The 16,520-nt window shown below is 73.7% G+C and carries 19 protein-coding genes; 14 read left to right on the forward strand and 5 right to left on the reverse strand.

The window, feature by feature from the left end:
* Positions 1-35 precede the first annotated feature (35 nt).
* Positions 36-209, reverse strand: a complete 174-nt coding sequence (locus ACFQ79_RS17985; RefSeq protein ID WP_167346844.1) for a hypothetical protein — start codon at positions 207-209, stop codon at positions 36-38.
* Positions 210-425: 216 nt separating this feature from the next.
* Between ACFQ79_RS17985 and ACFQ79_RS17990 the strand changes: the two genes are divergently transcribed.
* The 4 genes from ACFQ79_RS17990 to ACFQ79_RS18005 all read left to right on the forward strand — a co-directional run bounded on the left by ACFQ79_RS17990 (position 426) and on the right by ACFQ79_RS18005 (position 4,374).
* Positions 426-1,775, forward strand: coding sequence for an NYN domain-containing protein (locus ACFQ79_RS17990; RefSeq protein ID WP_383584422.1), 1,350 nt, complete (start codon positions 426-428; stop codon positions 1,773-1,775).
* Between the two features lie 20 nt (positions 1,776-1,795).
* Positions 1,796-2,767, forward strand: coding sequence for an ABC transporter ATP-binding protein (locus ACFQ79_RS17995; RefSeq protein ID WP_266973452.1), 972 nt, complete (start codon positions 1,796-1,798; stop codon positions 2,765-2,767).
* A 97-nt stretch (positions 2,768-2,864) separates the two neighbouring features.
* Positions 2,865-3,698 carry an ABC transporter permease gene (locus ACFQ79_RS18000; RefSeq protein WP_383584425.1) on the forward strand — a complete coding sequence of 278 codons (834 nt, stop codon included), beginning with the start codon at positions 2,865-2,867 and terminating at the stop codon, positions 3,696-3,698.
* 34 nt (positions 3,699-3,732) lie between these two features.
* The gene (locus ACFQ79_RS18005; RefSeq protein WP_383584428.1) at positions 3,733-4,374 is read left to right on the forward strand and encodes a DUF2567 domain-containing protein; all 642 of its coding nucleotides are present in this window, start codon (positions 3,733-3,735) and stop codon (positions 4,372-4,374) included.
* A 95-nt stretch (positions 4,375-4,469) separates the two neighbouring features.
* Here the strand turns inward: ACFQ79_RS18005 and ybaK are convergent, their stop codons facing one another.
* The 4 genes from ybaK to ACFQ79_RS18025 all read right to left on the reverse strand — a co-directional run bounded on the left by ybaK (position 4,470) and on the right by ACFQ79_RS18025 (position 8,518).
* On the reverse strand, positions 4,470-4,967 hold the full coding sequence (ybaK, locus tag ACFQ79_RS18010; RefSeq protein WP_383584430.1) for a Cys-tRNA(Pro) deacylase: 498 nt from the start codon (positions 4,965-4,967) through the stop codon (positions 4,470-4,472).
* A 14-nt stretch (positions 4,968-4,981) separates the two neighbouring features.
* Positions 4,982-5,719, reverse strand: coding sequence for an LON peptidase substrate-binding domain-containing protein (locus ACFQ79_RS18015; RefSeq protein WP_187623885.1), 738 nt, complete (start codon positions 5,717-5,719; stop codon positions 4,982-4,984).
* A 10-nt stretch (positions 5,720-5,729) separates the two neighbouring features.
* The gene (locus tag ACFQ79_RS18020; protein WP_383584432.1) at positions 5,730-6,770 is read right to left on the reverse strand and encodes a hypothetical protein; all 1,041 of its coding nucleotides are present in this window, start codon (positions 6,768-6,770) and stop codon (positions 5,730-5,732) included.
* Positions 6,771-6,904: 134 nt separating this feature from the next.
* A complete protein-coding gene (locus ACFQ79_RS18025) occupies positions 6,905-8,518 on the reverse strand; it encodes an oxidoreductase (protein WP_383584434.1) in 1,614 nt (537 codons plus the stop codon).
* 214 nt (positions 8,519-8,732) lie between these two features.
* Between ACFQ79_RS18025 and hisD the strand changes: the two genes are divergently transcribed.
* From hisD to ACFQ79_RS18075, 10 genes are all read left to right on the forward strand, one after another.
* Positions 8,733-10,076: a histidinol dehydrogenase gene (gene hisD / locus ACFQ79_RS18030; RefSeq protein ID WP_383584436.1), complete on the forward strand. Its 1,344-nt coding sequence runs from the start codon at positions 8,733-8,735 to the stop codon at positions 10,074-10,076.
* 5 nt (positions 10,077-10,081) lie between these two features.
* Positions 10,082-11,197 carry a histidinol-phosphate transaminase gene (locus tag ACFQ79_RS18035; protein ID WP_383584553.1) on the forward strand — a complete coding sequence of 372 codons (1,116 nt, stop codon included), beginning with the start codon at positions 10,082-10,084 and terminating at the stop codon, positions 11,195-11,197.
* Positions 11,194-11,787: an imidazoleglycerol-phosphate dehydratase HisB gene (hisB, locus tag ACFQ79_RS18040; protein ID WP_015032911.1), complete on the forward strand. Its 594-nt coding sequence runs from the start codon at positions 11,194-11,196 to the stop codon at positions 11,785-11,787. The genes ACFQ79_RS18035 and hisB overlap by 4 nt, the downstream gene beginning before the upstream one ends.
* Positions 11,788-11,789: 2 nt before the next feature.
* Positions 11,790-11,954, forward strand: coding sequence for a hypothetical protein (locus tag ACFQ79_RS18045; RefSeq protein WP_266965024.1), 165 nt, complete (start codon positions 11,790-11,792; stop codon positions 11,952-11,954).
* The gene (hisH, locus tag ACFQ79_RS18050; RefSeq protein ID WP_383584438.1) at positions 11,951-12,598 is read left to right on the forward strand and encodes an imidazole glycerol phosphate synthase subunit HisH; all 648 of its coding nucleotides are present in this window, start codon (positions 11,951-11,953) and stop codon (positions 12,596-12,598) included. Before ACFQ79_RS18045 ends, hisH begins: the two co-directional genes overlap by 4 nt.
* 2 nt (positions 12,599-12,600) lie before the next feature.
* Positions 12,601-13,332 carry a bifunctional 1-(5-phosphoribosyl)-5-((5-phosphoribosylamino)methylideneamino)imidazole-4-carboxamide isomerase/phosphoribosylanthranilate isomerase PriA gene (gene priA, locus ACFQ79_RS18055; protein WP_015032908.1) on the forward strand — a complete coding sequence of 244 codons (732 nt, stop codon included), beginning with the start codon at positions 12,601-12,603 and terminating at the stop codon, positions 13,330-13,332.
* Positions 13,329-13,742: a RidA family protein gene (locus ACFQ79_RS18060; RefSeq protein ID WP_383584441.1), complete on the forward strand. Its 414-nt coding sequence runs from the start codon at positions 13,329-13,331 to the stop codon at positions 13,740-13,742. The genes priA and ACFQ79_RS18060 overlap by 4 nt, the downstream gene beginning before the upstream one ends.
* Entirely contained in the window at positions 13,739-14,494 is a 756-nt protein-coding gene (gene hisF / locus ACFQ79_RS18065) for an imidazole glycerol phosphate synthase subunit HisF (protein ID WP_383584443.1), read from the forward strand. The genes ACFQ79_RS18060 and hisF overlap by 4 nt, the downstream gene beginning before the upstream one ends.
* 118 nt (positions 14,495-14,612) lie before the next feature.
* Positions 14,613-15,200 (forward strand): ArsR/SmtB family transcription factor, encoded by a 588-nt coding sequence (locus ACFQ79_RS18070; protein ID WP_383584445.1) that lies wholly within the window; start codon positions 14,613-14,615, stop codon positions 15,198-15,200.
* Positions 15,197-16,447 carry an MFS transporter gene (locus tag ACFQ79_RS18075; RefSeq protein ID WP_383584447.1) on the forward strand — a complete coding sequence of 417 codons (1,251 nt, stop codon included), beginning with the start codon at positions 15,197-15,199 and terminating at the stop codon, positions 16,445-16,447. The genes ACFQ79_RS18070 and ACFQ79_RS18075 overlap by 4 nt, the downstream gene beginning before the upstream one ends.
* Positions 16,448-16,520: the final 73 nt, after the last annotated feature.

Raw genomic sequence — 16,520 nt, forward strand, 5'->3', positions numbered from 1 at the left:
TCACGGGCGCGCCCCTTTGCCGTACGCGGAGGCCGTCAGTTGTGGCCGAAGCGCTTCTGACGGCCCTTGCGGGCGACATCGCTCGGCAGCACCTGAGACGCGCGCTGCGACGCCTCGGACTCCATCGCCGACTGCTGCGCCTGCTGGGCGCCGCGCTCGGCCGGGGACTGCTGCTTCTGACTGCGGTTCTGGTTGCGGTTCTTGGCCATGGGGATGCCTCCTCAAAGGGACCTAGGGGCCAGGGCCGCTGTCAGACTCACATACGCCACGAACCGCCGCATGTTGGATCATTACGGAGCGTAAGGCGCCCCGGAACGTGACTTCCGCCACGCCGATGATCCAGTTCCGACCGTCGAGCCCCCGCCCTTCGGGCAGACTCGAAGGAAATCCGAAGCAACTTCCGATCCCGAGGTTCCCGAAAGAGGGTGGAACACGTGGACCGCTGCGTCGTCCTGGTGGATGCCGGCTACCTGCTGGGAGCCGCCGCCAGTCTTCTGGCCGGGGAACCGGCCCGCTCCAGGATCACCGTCGATCACGCCGGGCTCATCCAGCAGCTGCGCCAGCGCGCCGAGGCCGAGACCGCGCTGCCCCTCCTGCGGATCTACTGGTTCGACGGAGCGCCCGACCGGGTGCCCCAGCCCGAGCACCGGAGACTGCGCGTGATGCCCCGCGTCACCGTCCGGCTGGGCGCGCTGACGCGGAGCGACGGACGCTGGGCCCAGAAGGGCGTCGACGCGGCGATGCACACCGAGCTGACCGAGCTCGCCAGGAACCGGGCCTGCTCCGACATCGTGCTCGTCACCGGCGACGGCGACCTGCTGCCCGGGCTGATGTCCGCCAAGGAGCACGGCGTCGCCGTCCACCTCTGGGCCGTCCAGGCCGCCGACGGCGACTACAACCAGTCCGAGGACCTGGTGGCCGAGGCCGACGAACGGCGCGTCCTCGACCGGACCTGGATCACCCGGGCCGTCCGCGCCAAGGACCTCACCGGGATCTGCTCGCCCCCGCCCGCCCCGCGCCCCGAGATCGCCGCCATCCTCTCCGCGCCGCTTCCCGAGGCGGCCCTCGCCGCCTCCGCCGAACGGGCCGCGGAGGCGGCGGCCGCCCGGGCCCCCGGGGAGGTCTCCCACGCCAACGGCGACGCCGGCAACGGTCACGCCCACCACGCGAACGGGCACGCGGGCGCCAACGGTCACCTCCGCGAGGACGACCGCGGCCACGCCACCGGCGTCCCCGCCCCGGCCTCCGGCAAGGGCGTCCCCACCCCCAAGGACCTGGCGGGACTGCGCGCCCCCGGCGCCGCCTCACCGGGCGCCCCCGTGCCCCAGGGCGCCAGCGCCCTCCGCTGGTCCTCCGACCGGGGCTGGGTCGAACGCCCCGCCGCCCCCCTCGGCGAACCGGCCGAGACCGCCTCCCTGCCGACCCTGGCCGCCCTCACCAGCGCCGAGCAGCGCTGGGCGGACCGCGAGGAGGACATCACCACCGTCGGCGGAGACCCCTTCGAGGTCGGGCAGGTGTTCGCCCGGCGGTGGATGGAACGGCTCCCCGAGCAGAGCCACGTCCAGAAGCTGTCCACCCTCTACCCCCGCATCCCGCACCGCATCGACGGCGAACTCCTCCGGTACGCCGCCCGATTCGGGCTGCTCGCCCACAAGGACGACCAGATCGACGAGCACGACCGGTATGCGATCCGGGCCGGTTTCTGGCGCGAGATCGACGTCCGGGCCGCCGCCGAACACGCCCCCGCGCCCGGAGCAGGCCCGGCGACCCCGTAGGCTCTTCCCCCGTGAGTACGGTGTGCGTGGTGCGGGATCTGGTCAAGACGTACCCCGCCACGCGCGGCGGGCGCGGTGCGCCGGCGACACCCGAGGTGCGGGCCACCGACGGGATCAGCCTCGACGTGCGCGGCGGCGAGATCTTCGGGCTGCTCGGCCCCAACGGCGCGGGCAAGTCGACCCTCGTCCGCCAGCTCACCGGGCTCATGCGCCCCGACTCCGGCAGCGTCCGGCTCCTCGGCCACGACCTGGTGCGCCACCCCGAGCGGGCGTCCCGCCTCCTCGCCTACCTCGGCCAGGAGTCCACCGCCCTCGACGAGCTGACCGTCGCCCTCGCCGCCGAGACCACCGGACGGCTGCGCGGCCTCACCGCCCGCGACGCGCGCGCCGAGCGCGACGCCGTCCTGGACGAGCTCGGCCTCGGCGCGCTCGCCTCCCGGCCGCTCAAGAAGCTCTCCGGCGGCCAGCGCAGGCTCGCCTGCGTCGCCGCCGCCCTCGTCGGCGAGCGCCCCGTCCTCGTCCTCGACGAGCCCACCACGGGCATGGACCCCGTCGCCCGCCGCGCCGTCTGGGCGGCCGTCGACCGGCGGCGCGCCGAACACGGCGCCACCGTCCTGCTCGTCACCCACAACGTCATCGAGGCCGAGACCGTCCTCGACCGGGTCGCCGTCCTCGAACACGGCCGGGTCATCGCCTGCGACACGCCCGCCGGACTCAAGGAGCGCGTCGCGGGCGAGGTCCGCGTCGAGCTGGTCTGGCGCGAGTCCGCCCCGCTCCACCTGCCCGAGGTCGCCGCGCTGCGCGACCTCGCCCAGGAGACGGGCCGACGCTGGATCCTCCGGCTCGCCCCCGACGCCGCCCGCACCGCCGTCGCCACCGTCACCGGCGGGGCCGCGTTCGCCGCGCTCGACGACTTCACCCTGGCCACGCCCAGCCTGGAGGACGTGTACCTGGCGCTGGGCGGCGCGACCGAGGGGCTGGTGAAGGCATGACCCTCCCCGTACCGGCGCACGCACACCGCGCACCCCACCGAAGCCGTGTCCCGCACGTACTGCCCGTACCGCACGTCACCCCCAGGAGCTGTACGCAGTGAGCACCGTGCCCGCAGAGGCCCTGCCGACCGGCACGCCTGCCGTCCGCACCGGCGCCGCCGCCGACGACGAGGCCGCCGCCCCCCTCGCCCCGCGCGCCCGGCTGCTGCCGGCCCTGGCCGCCGTCTACCGCGCGCAGCTCTCCCGCGCCCGGGTCGCCCGCATCCCGCTGCTCTTCGTGGCCACCTTCCAGTCCATCGGGATCATGGTCCTGATGCGCGGGGTCGTCGACGGGGGCTCCGAGGCGCGCGCCGTCGTGGCCGGCTCCACGGTCCTCGTCGTCGCCTTCGTCGCGCTCAACCTGCTCGCCCAGTACTTCGGCCAGCTGCGGGCCACCGGCGGACTCGACCACTACGCCACCCTGCCCGTGCCGCCCGCCGCCGTGGTGCTCGGCGCGGCGGGCGCGTACGCCTCCTTCACCGTGCCCGGGACCGCCGTCACCGCCGTCGCCGGCTCCGTGCTCTTCGGGCTGCCGCTCGGCCACCTCTGGATCCTCGCCGCCGTCGTCCCGCTCGCCGGCGCCGCGCTCGCCGGCCTCGGGGCGGCCCTCGGGCTCCTCGCGCCCCGGCAGGAGCTGGCCACCCTCCTCGGCCAGCTCGGCATGTCCGCGGCGCTGCTCCTCGGCGTGCTCCCGGCGGAGCGGCTGCCGCAGCCCATCGGCTGGGCGCGTGACCTGCTGCCGTCGACGTACGGCGTGGAGGCCCTGGCCCGCACCTTCGACCGCCGTCCCGACTGGGCGGCCGTCGCCCTCGACCTCGCCGTGTGCGGGGTGGTCGGCGTGGTCTCGCTGGCTCTCGCCACCTGGGCGTACCGGCGGGCCGCCGTCCGCTGAGGCGGGCCACGGACACACCTGGCACGATGGCGGGGTGACCGCACCCCTGACTCCGCCTCACCAGCCACCGCCGCACGACCCCGACTGGCCCCCGCCGCCCCCGCCGATGCTCGGCCCGGCCGGGGACCCGATCACGGCGGCCGAGGTCCTTCAGGGTGTCCTGGTGACCCTCGTCTCGGCGGTCGCCGGGGCGGTGCTCGGAGTGCTGTGGCTGAACCTGGCCCCGCGGGTCCTGCTCATCTCGGACGGCAAGGGCGTCTACCTCCGCAATTCGGAGGGCGAGTCGGCGATCGGCTCGGACGGAACGTTCGTCCTGCTCGCGCTGGCCTTCGGCGCGGTCGCCGCGCTCGTCGTCTTCCTCGCCCGCCGCAAGGGCGGTGTCCCGCTGGTGATCGGCCTCGCGCTCGGCGGCGTCCTGGGCTCGTTGCTCGCCTGGGGCCTCGGGACGTACTTCGGCCCGACGAGCGACGTCGTCGCCCACGCGAAGGCGGTCGGCCCCAACGTCGCCTTCGAGGCGCCGCTCGAACTGAACCTGGGGGCCGCCGCGATGCTGGCCTGGCCGCTCGCCGCGATGATCGTGCACCTGGCGCTCACGGCCGTCTTCGGCCCGCGCGACCCGGAACCCGAACCGTGGGACCAGCCGAAGGCGTACACCCAGGGGCCGGGCCGGAGCTGACGGCCCCGGCTCCCAAGGCGGCCGCGGCTGCCCCGGCTCCCACGGCGGCCGCGCCGCCCGACGGACGCGGCCGACCGTCAGGCGCGGCCCGACCGTCAGGCGCGGCCGATCGGGGCCACGACCGCCGACGTGAGGGCGGCCAGATCCGCGGGGGAGAGCTCCACCTCGAGGCCGCGCCGGCCCGCCGAGATGCAGATGGACGCGTGGTCCGAGGCTGAGGAGTCGAGGACCGTACGGAGCCGCTTGCGCTGGCCCAGCGGGGAGATGCCGCCCCGCACGTAGCCCGTGGTGCGCTCGGCCGCCGCCGGGTCCGCCATCGCCGCGCGCTTGCCGCCGACCGCCGAGGCCAGGGCCTTCAGGTCGAGCTGGCCCGCGACCGGGACCACCGCGACCGTCAGCTCGCCGTCGACGTCCGCCACCAGGGTCTTGAAGACCCGGTCCGGGGAGACACCGAGGGCCTCGGCCGCCTCCTCGCCGTACGAGGGGGAGGCCGGGTCGTGCTCGTACGCGTGCAGGGTGAACGGGGTACCGGCCGCCGTCAGGGCCACCGTCGCCGGGGTGCCCCCGCCGTTCTTCTTCTGCTTCTTCGCCACGCGCGCGCTCTTCCTCAGTTCGGGTACGTCGGGGCCTGCGTCAGGTCCACCACCGGCAGCGACGGCAGATGCCGGAGGACCGCCGTCTCCGCGCGCAGCAGCGTCAGCTCCTCGCGCAGCCGGGTCGCCGTGTCCGGAGCCTGGAGCAGCCGCTGCTTCGACGGCGTGTCGAGCACCGCCGCCGCCGCGACCAGGTACGAGACCACCGAGGGGTCGTCCGGCAGCTCGCTCGTCGTCAGCGAACGCTCGCGCGCGCCGGCCAGCCGCTTCTGGTAGCTGCGGAAGGCCCGCAGCACCCCCTCGGAGAGGCTGCCGGCCTCCTCGCCCTGCTCCTCCGGGATCTCCTCGACCTCGGCGACCAGGAACGGCCCGCTCGCGTCGACGGACAGCAGCTTCACCCGGGTCGTGCCGGTGGCCGTCACCTCGAAGCTGCCGTCGGCCCGCTCGCGGATCTGCACCGCGTCGGCGACGCAGCCGACCCGGTGGAAGGACTGGATGGGGTCGGAGCCGAAGCCCGCTGCCGGGCCCTTCTCCGGCAGCGCCGTCTGGTCCGGCATGCCGGGGGCCGTCGGGGCGACCTCGCGGCCGTCGCGGATGGCGACGACGGCGAAGCGGCGCGGCTCCGAGTCGTCGATCGTGAGCAGCTCGCGCATCATGGCGCGATAACGCTCCTCGAAGACGTTCAGCGGCAGCACGAGGCCCGGGAACAGCACCGCGTTGAGCGGGAAGAGAGGCAGGCGAGCGGTGGTCACAGCGGTCAGCCTAATGGCCGCCGGGCCCGCCCCGTCCGGCCCGTCCCTCTCCGGTGCCCCAGAGAGGGGTACGGCGGGCCAGCTCGGTCCTGACCGTGTCCCGCGCGGCGAGGAACCGGCGCAGGGGATCCTCCCGTACGGCACCCCTGCCGGCTCCCCACGGGAAGGAGGTCGCGTGGACCCCGATCCGGCCGAACTCCGCCCGCGCCTCCTCCCATCGCCCCCGCTCCACCAGCACGTACGCCAGCAGGTTGCGGACCTCGGCGGGCCACGGGTCGCCCGCGGGGAAGAGCGCCGACAGGACCAGGGTCCGGTCCGCCGCCCGGTCGGTCCGCGCCTCCGGCACGGACGGGTCCCGGTCCGGCGCCACCCGGAGCAGGTCGTAGGCGGCGCGGACCGGCAGTGCCCGTACGAGCGAGTCCGGGGCGGCGTCGTCGGCCGCCTGTTCGGCGAAGTCGAACGCGGCCCGGTGCGAGCCGTACCACTGCGCCGACAGGTACTTGAGCGCCGCGACATGGCAGCCGTAGTGGTGCGGGGAGCGGCGCACCGCCTGCTCCCAGAGGGACTCGAAGACGGCGGGCCCGGCGTGCGCCCCGCGCGCGTGGTCCAGGGCGAGCCGCCACGGCACCGGGTCGTGCGGCGCCTCCTCGGCCATCGCCTGGATCAGCGGAGTGAGTTCGCGCAGCCGCTCGGCCCGCGCGGGCGAATCCCAGGCCCGGCGGACGGCGAGCTGCGCGGTGACGAGCAGGGCGTCCGGATCGTGGGGCGCGGTGGAGATCCAGTGGGTCAGCCAGTCGTCCCTGCGGTACGCGAAGGTGGCGAGCCGGGTGACGTACCGGTCGCGGTCCTCCCACTCACCGGAGTCCCGGGTGGTGGCGAGCAGCTTCGCCGCGGGCTCCGGGTCGGCCAGGGCGGCGGCGACCAGGGCGGGGGCGAGCCGCTCGTCCGGGGCGTCGAGCAGCACGTCGTCGTCCGGCACGAACCCGGCGGCGAGCCGCGGGGCGTGCCGGGCCGAACGAACGGCGCCCCTCAGGGCTCGGAGCAAGGACATGGTGCGACGTATTGTCCCCCGGCCCCCGCCTCCGCGGCAGCCGGTCTCACGGCCCGCTCACCAAACCTTCGCCGCTGCCCGACGCGTACACCAATCCTCCTCCGCGCCGCCTCACCCCCTGCCCGGCAGCCGCCTCACCCCCTGCTCAGCAGCCGGGTCGCTCCCGCCGCCACCGTCGTCGCCAGAATCCAGCCCAGCAGGATCAGCACCGCCGCCACCCACTGCCATATCCCCTCCAGGCGCCAGTAGCCGTCCTGGCCGAGATTGATCACCGGGAGCAGCAGATCGAGCGCGTACAGCGGACCGTTCCACGCGGGGGCCTCCTCCGCCTTCAGCGGTATCGGGCGGTAGTGGGAGAAGGCCACCGTGCCCGCCGCCCACAGGACCGCCATCCACAGCGCCGCCCGGCCCGGCCGGTAGCCGTAGGCCACGGTCCAGTCCTGGAGGTAGCCCCAGAGCTTCCCCGCCACCGGCAGGGTCTCGCGTCTGCGCCGCTGCTTGGCCAGCAGCACCTCGCGGGCGTCGGCGTCCTCCCCGCTGCTGCGCAGGACGGCCGCCAGGCGCTCGTACGGCTCGGGGGCGTACTCCGGGGTCGCCGCCGCCACCCACTCCAGGCGCCGGGCCAGCGGGAAGTGTCCGTACGGCACGAGGTTCTCGTAGGCGAAGCCGCCCATCGCGAGCCCGCCGGGCCCCGGCCAGCTGGTCGACAGGTCGATCAGGGTGACGACCTTCGCGCCGTTGAGCACGACGCGGCCCTCCTCCGGCCGCTCGCCGTTGAACCGGAGCTCCGGGGTGACGATCCGGCGCAGCGAGACCTCCTCCCGGCGCGCCCCGCTCAGCAGGAACCGGGCGTGGTGCAGGTCCACCGCGTCCCCGAACCGGCCGTCGTCGAGCCGCACCCCGCCGTGGAACTCGACCGGCTTGCGGTGGGCGCCCTGGGCGGGCGTCACCCCGTACGGCGGGGTGGCCGTGCTCTGCCCCGCCTGTCCCGCGGTGCCCGACTCCTCGTACACCCAGGCCGCGTTCAGATAGAGCGAGCGCTCCACCGTCAGCTGCGGCGCGTTGAGCGCGCGGCGGCCCTGCGCGCCGCGCAGCACGCTGCCCCGCAGACTGAGCGACACGCCGATCTTCGCCCCGCGCAGGCTCAGCTCCCCGTGCGTCTCGATCAGCTCGGCCTGGAGGTCCTGGGCGACCACGAGGCCGTCCGCCGTGATGGCCCGGCCGCGCCGGTCCGGCCACACCTGGATCTGGTTGACGAGCAGGTCCGTGCCGATCTGCGCGTCGGTCAGCCGGATGCCCCAGCGCACCCGGCAGCGCGGCAGATGCAGGTCCCCCTCGGTGTGCAGCCGGGCCGCCTCCAGGCGCGGCAGCGCGCACTCGACCATCCGCAGCGTGCCGAACCGGGCCTCCGGCAGCACCACCTCGCCGTCGAACCGGCAGCCGTGCAGCTCCACGTACGGCCCTATCGTCCCGCCCGCCAGGTTCAGCACGCCGGTGATCCGCACGCCGCGCAGCTTCAGCGCGGCCACCCGCCCGGACCGGGCCGGCGGCCCGGCGAGCAGCAGCAGCGCCACCACGTCGGCGCGGACGCTCCGCTCCTCCCCCCAGTCCCGTCCCCCGAAGGGGTCGTCCCGCTCCGCGATCCCCTCCGTCAGATCGCACGTCCTGCCGACGACGAACGCCCGCCACACCGCCCGCTCCGGGCCTGTGAGACCGTCCGGCATCCCGTCCTCGTGCGGCTCGGTCACTGCCGCCCCCCTCGCTTTCCACGATCCGCTCGCACGATTCCGCGATTCCGGGTTCGGTCGGTTTCCGGGGTCCCGTGGATTCGTACAGCCGTTCTTCCCGCTGAGTGACGGGCTGAACGCTAACGGTCAGGAGTGGCGACAAGACGCCAGTGTGGCCCGTATCAGCCATTGATACGGGCGACCGGCGCTGTGGGCCGTCTGCGAGAATTGACCCGTGATCTCTCGAATCGATCTGCGCGGCGAGACCCTCCCCGAGGGTTCCGCCCTGCGCGACCTGCTGCCCCGTGCCGAGTTCGACGTGGAAGCCGCCCTGGAGACGGTGCGGCCGATCTGCGAGGACGTCAGGCATCATGGCGCGGCCGCGGTGATCGACTACGGGGAGAAATTCGACGGCGTCCGCGTCCCGGGCCTGCGCGTCCCCGCCGAGGCGATCGCCCGCGCCCTCGACGAGCTCGACCCGCCCGTCCGCGCCGCCCTCGAGGAGTCCATCCGGCGCGCCCGTCTCGTCCACCGCGAGCAGCGCCGCACCACCCACACCACTCAGGTCGTCCCCGGCGGCACGGTCACCGAGAAGTGGATCCCGGTCGAGCGCGTCGGTCTGTACGTGCCGGGCGGCCGCTCGGTCTACCCGTCCTCCGTCGTGATGAACGTCGTCCCGGCCCAGGAGGCCGGCGTCGAGGGCGTGGCCATCGCCTCGCCCCCGCAGAAGGACTTCGGCGGGCTTCCGCACCCGACGATCCTCGCCGCCTGCGCCCTGCTCGGCGTCGACGAGGTGTACGCCGCCGGCGGCGCCCAGGCCATCGCCATGTTCGCGTACGGCACGGAGGGGACGGCCGGCGAGCCCGGCTGCGCCCCCGTCAACCTGGTCACCGGCCCCGGCAACATCTACGTGGCCGCCGCCAAGCGCCTCCTCAAGGGCCGGATCGGCATCGACGCCGAGGCCGGCCCGACGGAGATCGCGATCCTCGCGGACTCCACCGCCGACCCCGTGCACGTGGCCGCCGACCTCATCAGCCAGGCCGAGCACGACCCGATGGCCGCCTCCGTCCTCGTCACCGACTCGGACGAGCTGGCCGCCGCCACCGAGGCCGAGCTGAAGACCCAGGTCGCCGCCTCCAAGCACGTCGACGACCGGATCGTCCCGGCCCTGGCGGGCCGCCAGTCCGCGATCGTCCTCGTCCGCGACCTGGCCGACGGCCTCAAGGTCGTCGACGCGTACGGCGCGGAGCACCTGGAGATCCAGACCCGCGACGCCGCGGCCGTCGCCGACCGCGTCCGCAACGCCGGCGCGATCTTCGTCGGTCCCTGGGCGCCCGTCTCCCTCGGCGACTACTGCGCGGGCTCCAACCACGTCCTGCCCACCGGCGGCTGCGCCTGCCACTCCTCGGGCCTCTCCGTGCAGTCCTTCCTGCGCGGGGTGCACATCGTGGACTACTCGCGCGACGCGCTCGCCGACGTCGCCCACCACGTGGTGACCCTCGCCGAGGCGGAGGACCTCCCCGCCCACGGCGCTGCGATCAAGGCAAGGTTCGGATGGAAGGTGCCGGAGACCAAGTGACCGGAATCAGCGATCGATCCCCCTGGGACGAGCTCCCCGTCCGGGACGAGCTGAAGGGCAAGTCCCCCTACGGCGCGCCCCAGCTCGACGTCCCCGTCCAGCTGAACACCAACGAGAACCCGTACCCGCTGCCCGAGCCGCTCGTCGCCCGCATCGCGGAGCGCGTCGCCGAGGCCGCCCGTACCCTCAACCGCTACCCCGACCGGGACGCGGTCGAGCTCCGCACCGAGCTCGCCCGCTACCTCACCCGGACCGGCGGGCACCCCGTCGCCATCGAGAACGTCTGGGCGGCCAACGGGTCCAACGAGGTCCTCCAGCAGCTGCTGCAGACCTTCGGCGGCCCGGGCCGTACCGCGATCGGCTTCGAGCCCTCGTACTCGATGCACGCCCTGATCGCCCGGGGCACCGGCACCGGCTGGATCTCCGGCCCGCGCGACGAGGACTTCACCATCGACGTGGCGGCGGCCGTCGCGGCAATCACCGAGAACGCGCCGGACGTGGTGTTCATCGCCTCGCCCAACAACCCCACCGGCACCGCCGTCGAGGCCGACACCGTCCTCGCCCTGTACGAGGCGGCCCAGGCGGCCAAGCCCTCCATGGTGATCGTCGACGAGGCGTACGTGGAGTTCAGCCACCGGGGGTCGCTGCTGCCCCTCATCGAGGGCCGCCCGAACCTGGTGGTCTCCCGGACCATGTCCAAGGCCTTCGGCGCCGCCGGACTGCGGCTCGGCTACCTCGCCGCCCACCCGGCCGTGGTCGACGCCGTCCAGCTGGTCCGGCTGCCGTACCACCTCTCCGCCGTCACCCAGGCGACCGCGCTCGCCGCCCTGGAGCACACCGACACCCTCCTCGGGTACGTCGAGCAGCTCAAGGCCGAGCGCGACCGGCTCGTCACCGAGCTGCGCGGGATCGGCTACGAGGTCACCGATTCGGACGCCAACTTCGTGCAGTTCGGGAAGTTCCCCGACACGCACGCGGCCTGGCAGCGGATCCTCGACCGGGGCGTCCTGGTCCGGGACAACGGCGTACCGGGATGGCTGCGGGTCACCGCCGGCACCCCCGAAGAGAACGACGCGTTCCTCGACGCGGTTCGTGAATTGATGAAGGAGCAGGAGCGATGAGCCGCGTAGGCCGCGTAGAGCGCACCACCAAGGAGACCTCCGTCGTCGTCGAGATCGACCTCGACGGCACCGGAAAGGTCGACGTGTCGACCGGGGTCGGGTTCTACGACCACATGCTCGACCAGCTCGGCCGGCACGGTCTGTTCGACCTCACCGTCAAGACCGACGGCGACCTGCACATCGACTCGCACCACACCATCGAGGACACCGCCCTCGCCCTCGGAGCCGCCTTCAAGCAGGCCCTCGGCGACAAGGTCGGCATCTACCGCTTCGGCAACTGCACCGTCCCGCTTGACGAGTCGCTCGCCCAGGTGACCGTCGACCTCTCCGGCCGCCCGTACCTCGTGCACACCGAGCCCGAGAACATGGCGCCGATGATCGGCTCGTACGACACGACGATGACCCGGCACATCTTCGAGTCCTTCGTCGCCCAGGCCCAGATCGCGCTGCACATCCACGTGCCGTACGGGCGCAACGCCCACCACATCGTGGAGTGCCAGTTCAAGGCGTTCGCCCGCGCCCTCCGCTACGCCTCCGAGCGCGACCCGCGCGCCGCCGGAATCCTCCCCTCCACGAAGGGCGCGCTCTGACCGTGAACGGCCTCTCCACCATCCTCATCGTCGTCGGGCTGTTCCTGCTCGGCGGCATCTACTCCTTCGTCAAGCAGCAGATGCCCAAGGGCCTCATCGCGCTCGTCGCCTTCGGCGCCGCGATGTGCCTCGCCGCCGGTGTGCTGCGGCTGGACGTGTGGGCATGACCGCGAGCACCCCCAGGAAGGTCGTCGTCTTCGACTACGGCTTCGGCAACGTGCGCTCGGCCGAGCGCGCCCTCGCCCGGGTCGGCGCCGACGTCGAGATCACCCGCGACTACGACACCGCGATGAACGCCGACGGACTCCTCGTCCCCGGCGTCGGCGCCTTCTCCGCCTGCATGCAGGGGCTGAAGGACGCGCGCGGCGACTGGATCATCGGCCGTCGGCTCTCCGGCGGCCGCCCGGTCATGGGCATCTGCGTCGGCATGCAGATCCTCTTCGCCCACGGCTTCGAGCACGGCGTGGAGAGCGAGGGCCTCGACGAGTGGCCCGGTACGGTCGAAGCGCTGAACGCCCCCGTCGTCCCCCACATGGGCTGGAACACCGTCGACGCGCCGCAGGACACCGAGATGTTCGCGGACCTCGACGCCGACGCCCGGTTCTACTTCGTGCACTCCTACGCGGTGCGCGAGTGGACCCTCGAGGTCGGCAACAAGAACATCCGCGCCCCCAAGGTCACCTGGGCCACCCACGGCGAGCCCTTCGTCGCGGCCGTCGAGAACGGCGCCCTGTGGGCCACCCAGTTCCACCCCGAGAAGTCCGGCGACGCCGGAGCCCAGCTCCTCACCAATTGGATCGAGACCCTCTGATCATGGCTCAGAAGCTTGAACTCCTCCCCGCCGTCGACGTCCGCGACGGCCAGGCCGTCCGCCTCGTGCACGGCGAGTCCGGCACCGAGACCTCCTACGGCTCCCCGCTCGAAGCGGCCCTCGCCTGGCAGAACTCCGGCGCCGAGTGGCTCCACCTCGTCGACCTCGACGCCGCCTTCGGCACCGGTGACAACCGGCAGCTGATCGCCGAGGTCGCCCAGGCCATGGACATCAAGGTCGAGCTCTCCGGCGGCATCCGCGACGACGCCTCGCTCGCCGCCGCCCTCGCCACCGGCTGCACCCGCGTCAACCTCGGCACCGCCGCCCTGGAGACCCCCGAGTGGGTCGCCAAGGTCATCGCCGAGCACGGCGACAAGATCGCCGTCGGCCTCGACGTCCGCGGCACGACCCTGCGCGGCCGCGGCTGGACCCGCGACGGCGGCGACCTCTACGAGACGCTCGCCCGTCTCGACTCCGAGGGCTGCTCCCGCTACGTCGTCACCGACATCGCCAAGGACGGCACCCTCCAGGGCCCCAACCTGGAGCTCCTGAAGAACGTCTGCGCGGCCACCGACAAGCCCGTCGTCGCCTCCGGCGGCGTGTCGTCCCTGGACGACCTGCGGGCCCTGTCCGGCCTGGTACCGCTCGGCGTCGAGGGCGCGATCGTCGGCAAGGCGCTGTACGCCAAGGCGTTCACCCTCGAAGAGGCGCTGGAGGCGGTGGCTTCCGCATGACCGACGGCGTGAAGAAGGTCGTCACCGGGGCCCCCTGGGAGGAGCAGTTCGGCTACTCCCGCGCGGTGGAGCTGCCGAACGGCCTGGTCCTCGTCGCCGGCTGCACCTCGGTGGTCGGCGGCCAGATCGCCGGCGGAGGCCCGTACGACCAGACGGTGAACTCCTTCAACGTGGCCTTCGCCGCCCTGAAGCAGCTCGGTCTGGGCCCGGAGGACGTCGTCCGCACCCGGATGTACATCACCCACGCCCGGGACGTGGACGAGGTCGGCCGCGCCCACAAGGAGCTGTTCGACGCCGTCCGCCCGGCCGCTTCGATGATCATCGTCTCCGGTTTCGTCGACCCCAGCCTGGTCGTCGAGGTCGAGGTCGAGGCGTTCCGCCCCGAGGGCCCGAAGGGCGGTGCGGCATGAGCCTCGCCGTACGGGTGATCCCGTGCCTTGACGTGGACAACGGCCGGGTCGTCAAGGGCGTCAACTTCCAGAACCTGCGGGACGCCGGCGACCCCGTCGAGATGGCCAAGCTGTACGACGCCGAGGGCGCCGACGAGCTGACCTTCCTCGACATCACCGCCTCCTCCGGCAACCGGGAGACCACCTACGACGTGGTGCGCCGCACCGCCGAGCAGGTCTTCATCCCGCTCACGGTCGGCGGCGGGGTCCGCGCGGCCGAGGACGTCGACAAGCTGCTGCGGGCAGGCGCCGACAAGGTGGGCGTCAACACCGCCGCCATCGCGCGCCCCGAGCTGATCCAGGAGATCGCGGAGCGCTTCGGCCGCCAGGTGCTCGTCCTGTCGGTCGACGCCCGGCGGACCGCCTCGGGCTCCTTCGAGGTGACGACGCACGGCGGCCGCAAGGGCACCGGCATCGACGCCGTCGAGTGGGCGCACCGGGCCGCCGAGCTGGGCGCGGGCGAGATCCTGCTCAACTCGATGGACGCGGACGGCACCAAGGACGGCTACGACACGGAGATGATCGCGGCCGTGCGCAAGCACGTGACCGTGCCGGTGATCGCGAGCGGGGGAGCGGGCAAGCTGGCCGACTTCCCGCCGGCGGTGGCGGCGGGCGCGGACGCGGTGCTCGCGGCCTCCGTCTTCCACTTCGGTGATCTGCGGATCTCGCAGGTCAAGGACGAGCTGCGGTCGGCGGGCCACCCGGTCCGCTGATCCGGCATTCCGCTTGGGGGAAGGGCTCCTTCGAGGGCCCTTCTTCTTCACCAGATGCACAGGATTCATTGCGCAATTTTCATTGCGCAAGTTTTCTTTCGCATCTAGGGTCGGTGTCATGACCTCGCCGGAGCACCGCCGGATCACCGATCTCGGCACCTTGAAAGCCATCTCGCACCCGCTGCGGATGCGCCTCTACCGCGCCCTCTTCGTGGCCCGCACCGCCACCGCGTCCCAGCTCGCCGACCAGGTCGACGAGGCGGTCTCGCTGGTCAGCTACCACCTGCGCAAGCTCGCCGAGCACGGCCTCATCGAGGAGGCCGAGAGCCGGTCGACGGACGCCCGGGAGCGCTGGTGGCAGCCGAGCTCGTACGGCTTCGGCATCCACGACGAGGACCTCCGCGACTCCCCCGAACTCGCCGCCGCCAGCGCCGCCTTCGGCCGTACCGTCGACGAGCAGCGCACCGGGATGTACTCCCGCTTCCTCGACGAGCGGCACACCTGGTCCGACACCTGGCGCTCCGCCTCCCTCAGCGCCGAGTGGCTGCCCCGCCTCACCGCCGCCGAGCTCACCGCCCTCGGCGCCGAACTCGAGGCCGTCCTGCGCAAGTACGACCAGCAGGCCCGCGCCGCCGAAGCCGCAGGCGACAACGAGGGCCGCGAGAACGTCGCCATCCACCTCAACGGCTTCCCCTACCGGACATGACCGCCACCGTGCCCGCCCCGGCGACCACCGCCGCCGCCGGGAGCCCCGCCCACCGTGACCCCCAGGTGCTGCGCTGGCTCGGCGCCTACACCGCCTCCACCCTCGGCGACAGCGTCTACCACCTCGCCCTCTCCTGGTCCGCCGTCCGCGGCGGCACCCCGGCCGAGGCGGGTCTCGTCATGGCGGTCAGCGCCGTGCCGCGCGCCCTGCTCATGCTCGGCGGGGGAGTGGTCGCCGACCGCTTCGGCCCGCGCCGGGTCGTCATCGCCTCCGACACCGTCCGCTGCCTCGTCGTCCTCGGCGTCGCCGCGCTCGTCCTCGTCACCTCGCCCACCCTCTGGACACTGGCGGGCGTCGCCCTCGTCTTCGGCATCGTCGACGCGCTCTTCATGCCCGCCGTCGGCGCCCTGCCGGCCCGGATCGCCCCGCACGACCAACTCGCCCGCGTCCAGGGCATGCGCGGCCTCGCCTACCGCTCGGGGGCCGTCCTCGGCGCCCCGCTCGGCGGCCTGGCCGTCGCCCTCGGCGGGCCGGGCACCGCCTTCGCCGTGGCCGGAGCGCTCTTCGCCCTCTCCCTGCCGCTGCTGCTCGCCCTCCGGATCCGCCCGCTCACCGGCGAGGCCCGGAAGCGGAACGGCACCGCGTTCGGCGACCTCGCCGACGGACTGCGCTATCTGCGCGGCCACCGGGTCCTCGGGCCGCTCATGATCGTCATCGCCCTCAGCGACCTCGGCTTCGTCGGCCCCCTCAACGTCGGCCTCGCGCTCCTCTCCGACCAGCGCGGCTGGGGAGCCTCCGGCATCGGCTGGGTCCTCGCGGGCTTCGGCGCCGGCGCCGGCGGGGCCTCGCTGCTGCTCGGCGTCAGGGGACGGGTGCCGCGCGCCGGAGCCGTCCTCGGCTGGGCCATGGCCGTCGGCGCCGTCTCGATCGGCGCGCTCGCCTTCGTCCCGCAGCTGCCCCTGGCCGTGGCCGTGGCCCTCGCCATCGGCCTGTTCGCCGGCCTCTCCGGGGCGCTCTGCGGAGCCCTCGTCCAGACCGAGTGCGACCCCGCCTACCTCGGCCGCGTCTCGGCCGTCTCCAGCCTGGTGAGCCTGGGCCTCGCCCCGCTCAGCTTCCCGCTCACGGGCGCAGCGATCGGCCTGTGGGGCGTGGGCCCGGTCTTCACCGTCAGCGCGGCGGTCTGCGCGGTCGCGGGCGTCTACGGCCTCTCCGTCAGGGCCGTACGCGGCGCGGAACTACCCGGCTAGCACCGGCCGACCGCCACCGGTCCGGCGCCGCGACCCGGCCGCCACCGTTCCGGCGCCGCGACCCGGCCGCTAC

The organism is Streptomyces sp. NPDC056480, from assembly GCF_042795405.1.
Lineage (GTDB): Bacteria > Actinomycetota > Actinomycetes > Streptomycetales > Streptomycetaceae > Streptomyces.

Bases quoted from the DNA above. Each gene is read 5' to 3' on its own strand.
- ACFQ79_RS17985 (WP_167346844.1), bottom strand. From the start codon at position 209: ATGGCCAAGAACCGCAACCAGAACCGCAGTCAGAAGCAGCAGTCCCCG.
- ACFQ79_RS18020 (WP_383584432.1), bottom strand. From the start codon at position 6,770: ATGTCCTTGCTCCGAGCCCTGAGGGGCGCCGTTCGTTCGGCCCGGCAC.
- hisB (WP_015032911.1), top strand. From the start codon at position 11,194: ATGAGCCGCGTAGGCCGCGTAGAGCGCACCACCAAGGAGACCTCCGTC.
- hisH (WP_383584438.1), top strand. From the start codon at position 11,951: ATGACCGCGAGCACCCCCAGGAAGGTCGTCGTCTTCGACTACGGCTTC.
- priA (WP_015032908.1), top strand. From the start codon at position 12,601: ATGGCTCAGAAGCTTGAACTCCTCCCCGCCGTCGACGTCCGCGACGGC.
- ACFQ79_RS18060 (WP_383584441.1), top strand. From the start codon at position 13,329: ATGACCGACGGCGTGAAGAAGGTCGTCACCGGGGCCCCCTGGGAGGAG.
- hisF (WP_383584443.1), top strand. From the start codon at position 13,739: ATGAGCCTCGCCGTACGGGTGATCCCGTGCCTTGACGTGGACAACGGC.
- ACFQ79_RS18070 (WP_383584445.1), top strand. From the start codon at position 14,613: ATGACCTCGCCGGAGCACCGCCGGATCACCGATCTCGGCACCTTGAAA.
- ACFQ79_RS18075 (WP_383584447.1), top strand. From the start codon at position 15,197: ATGACCGCCACCGTGCCCGCCCCGGCGACCACCGCCGCCGCCGGGAGC.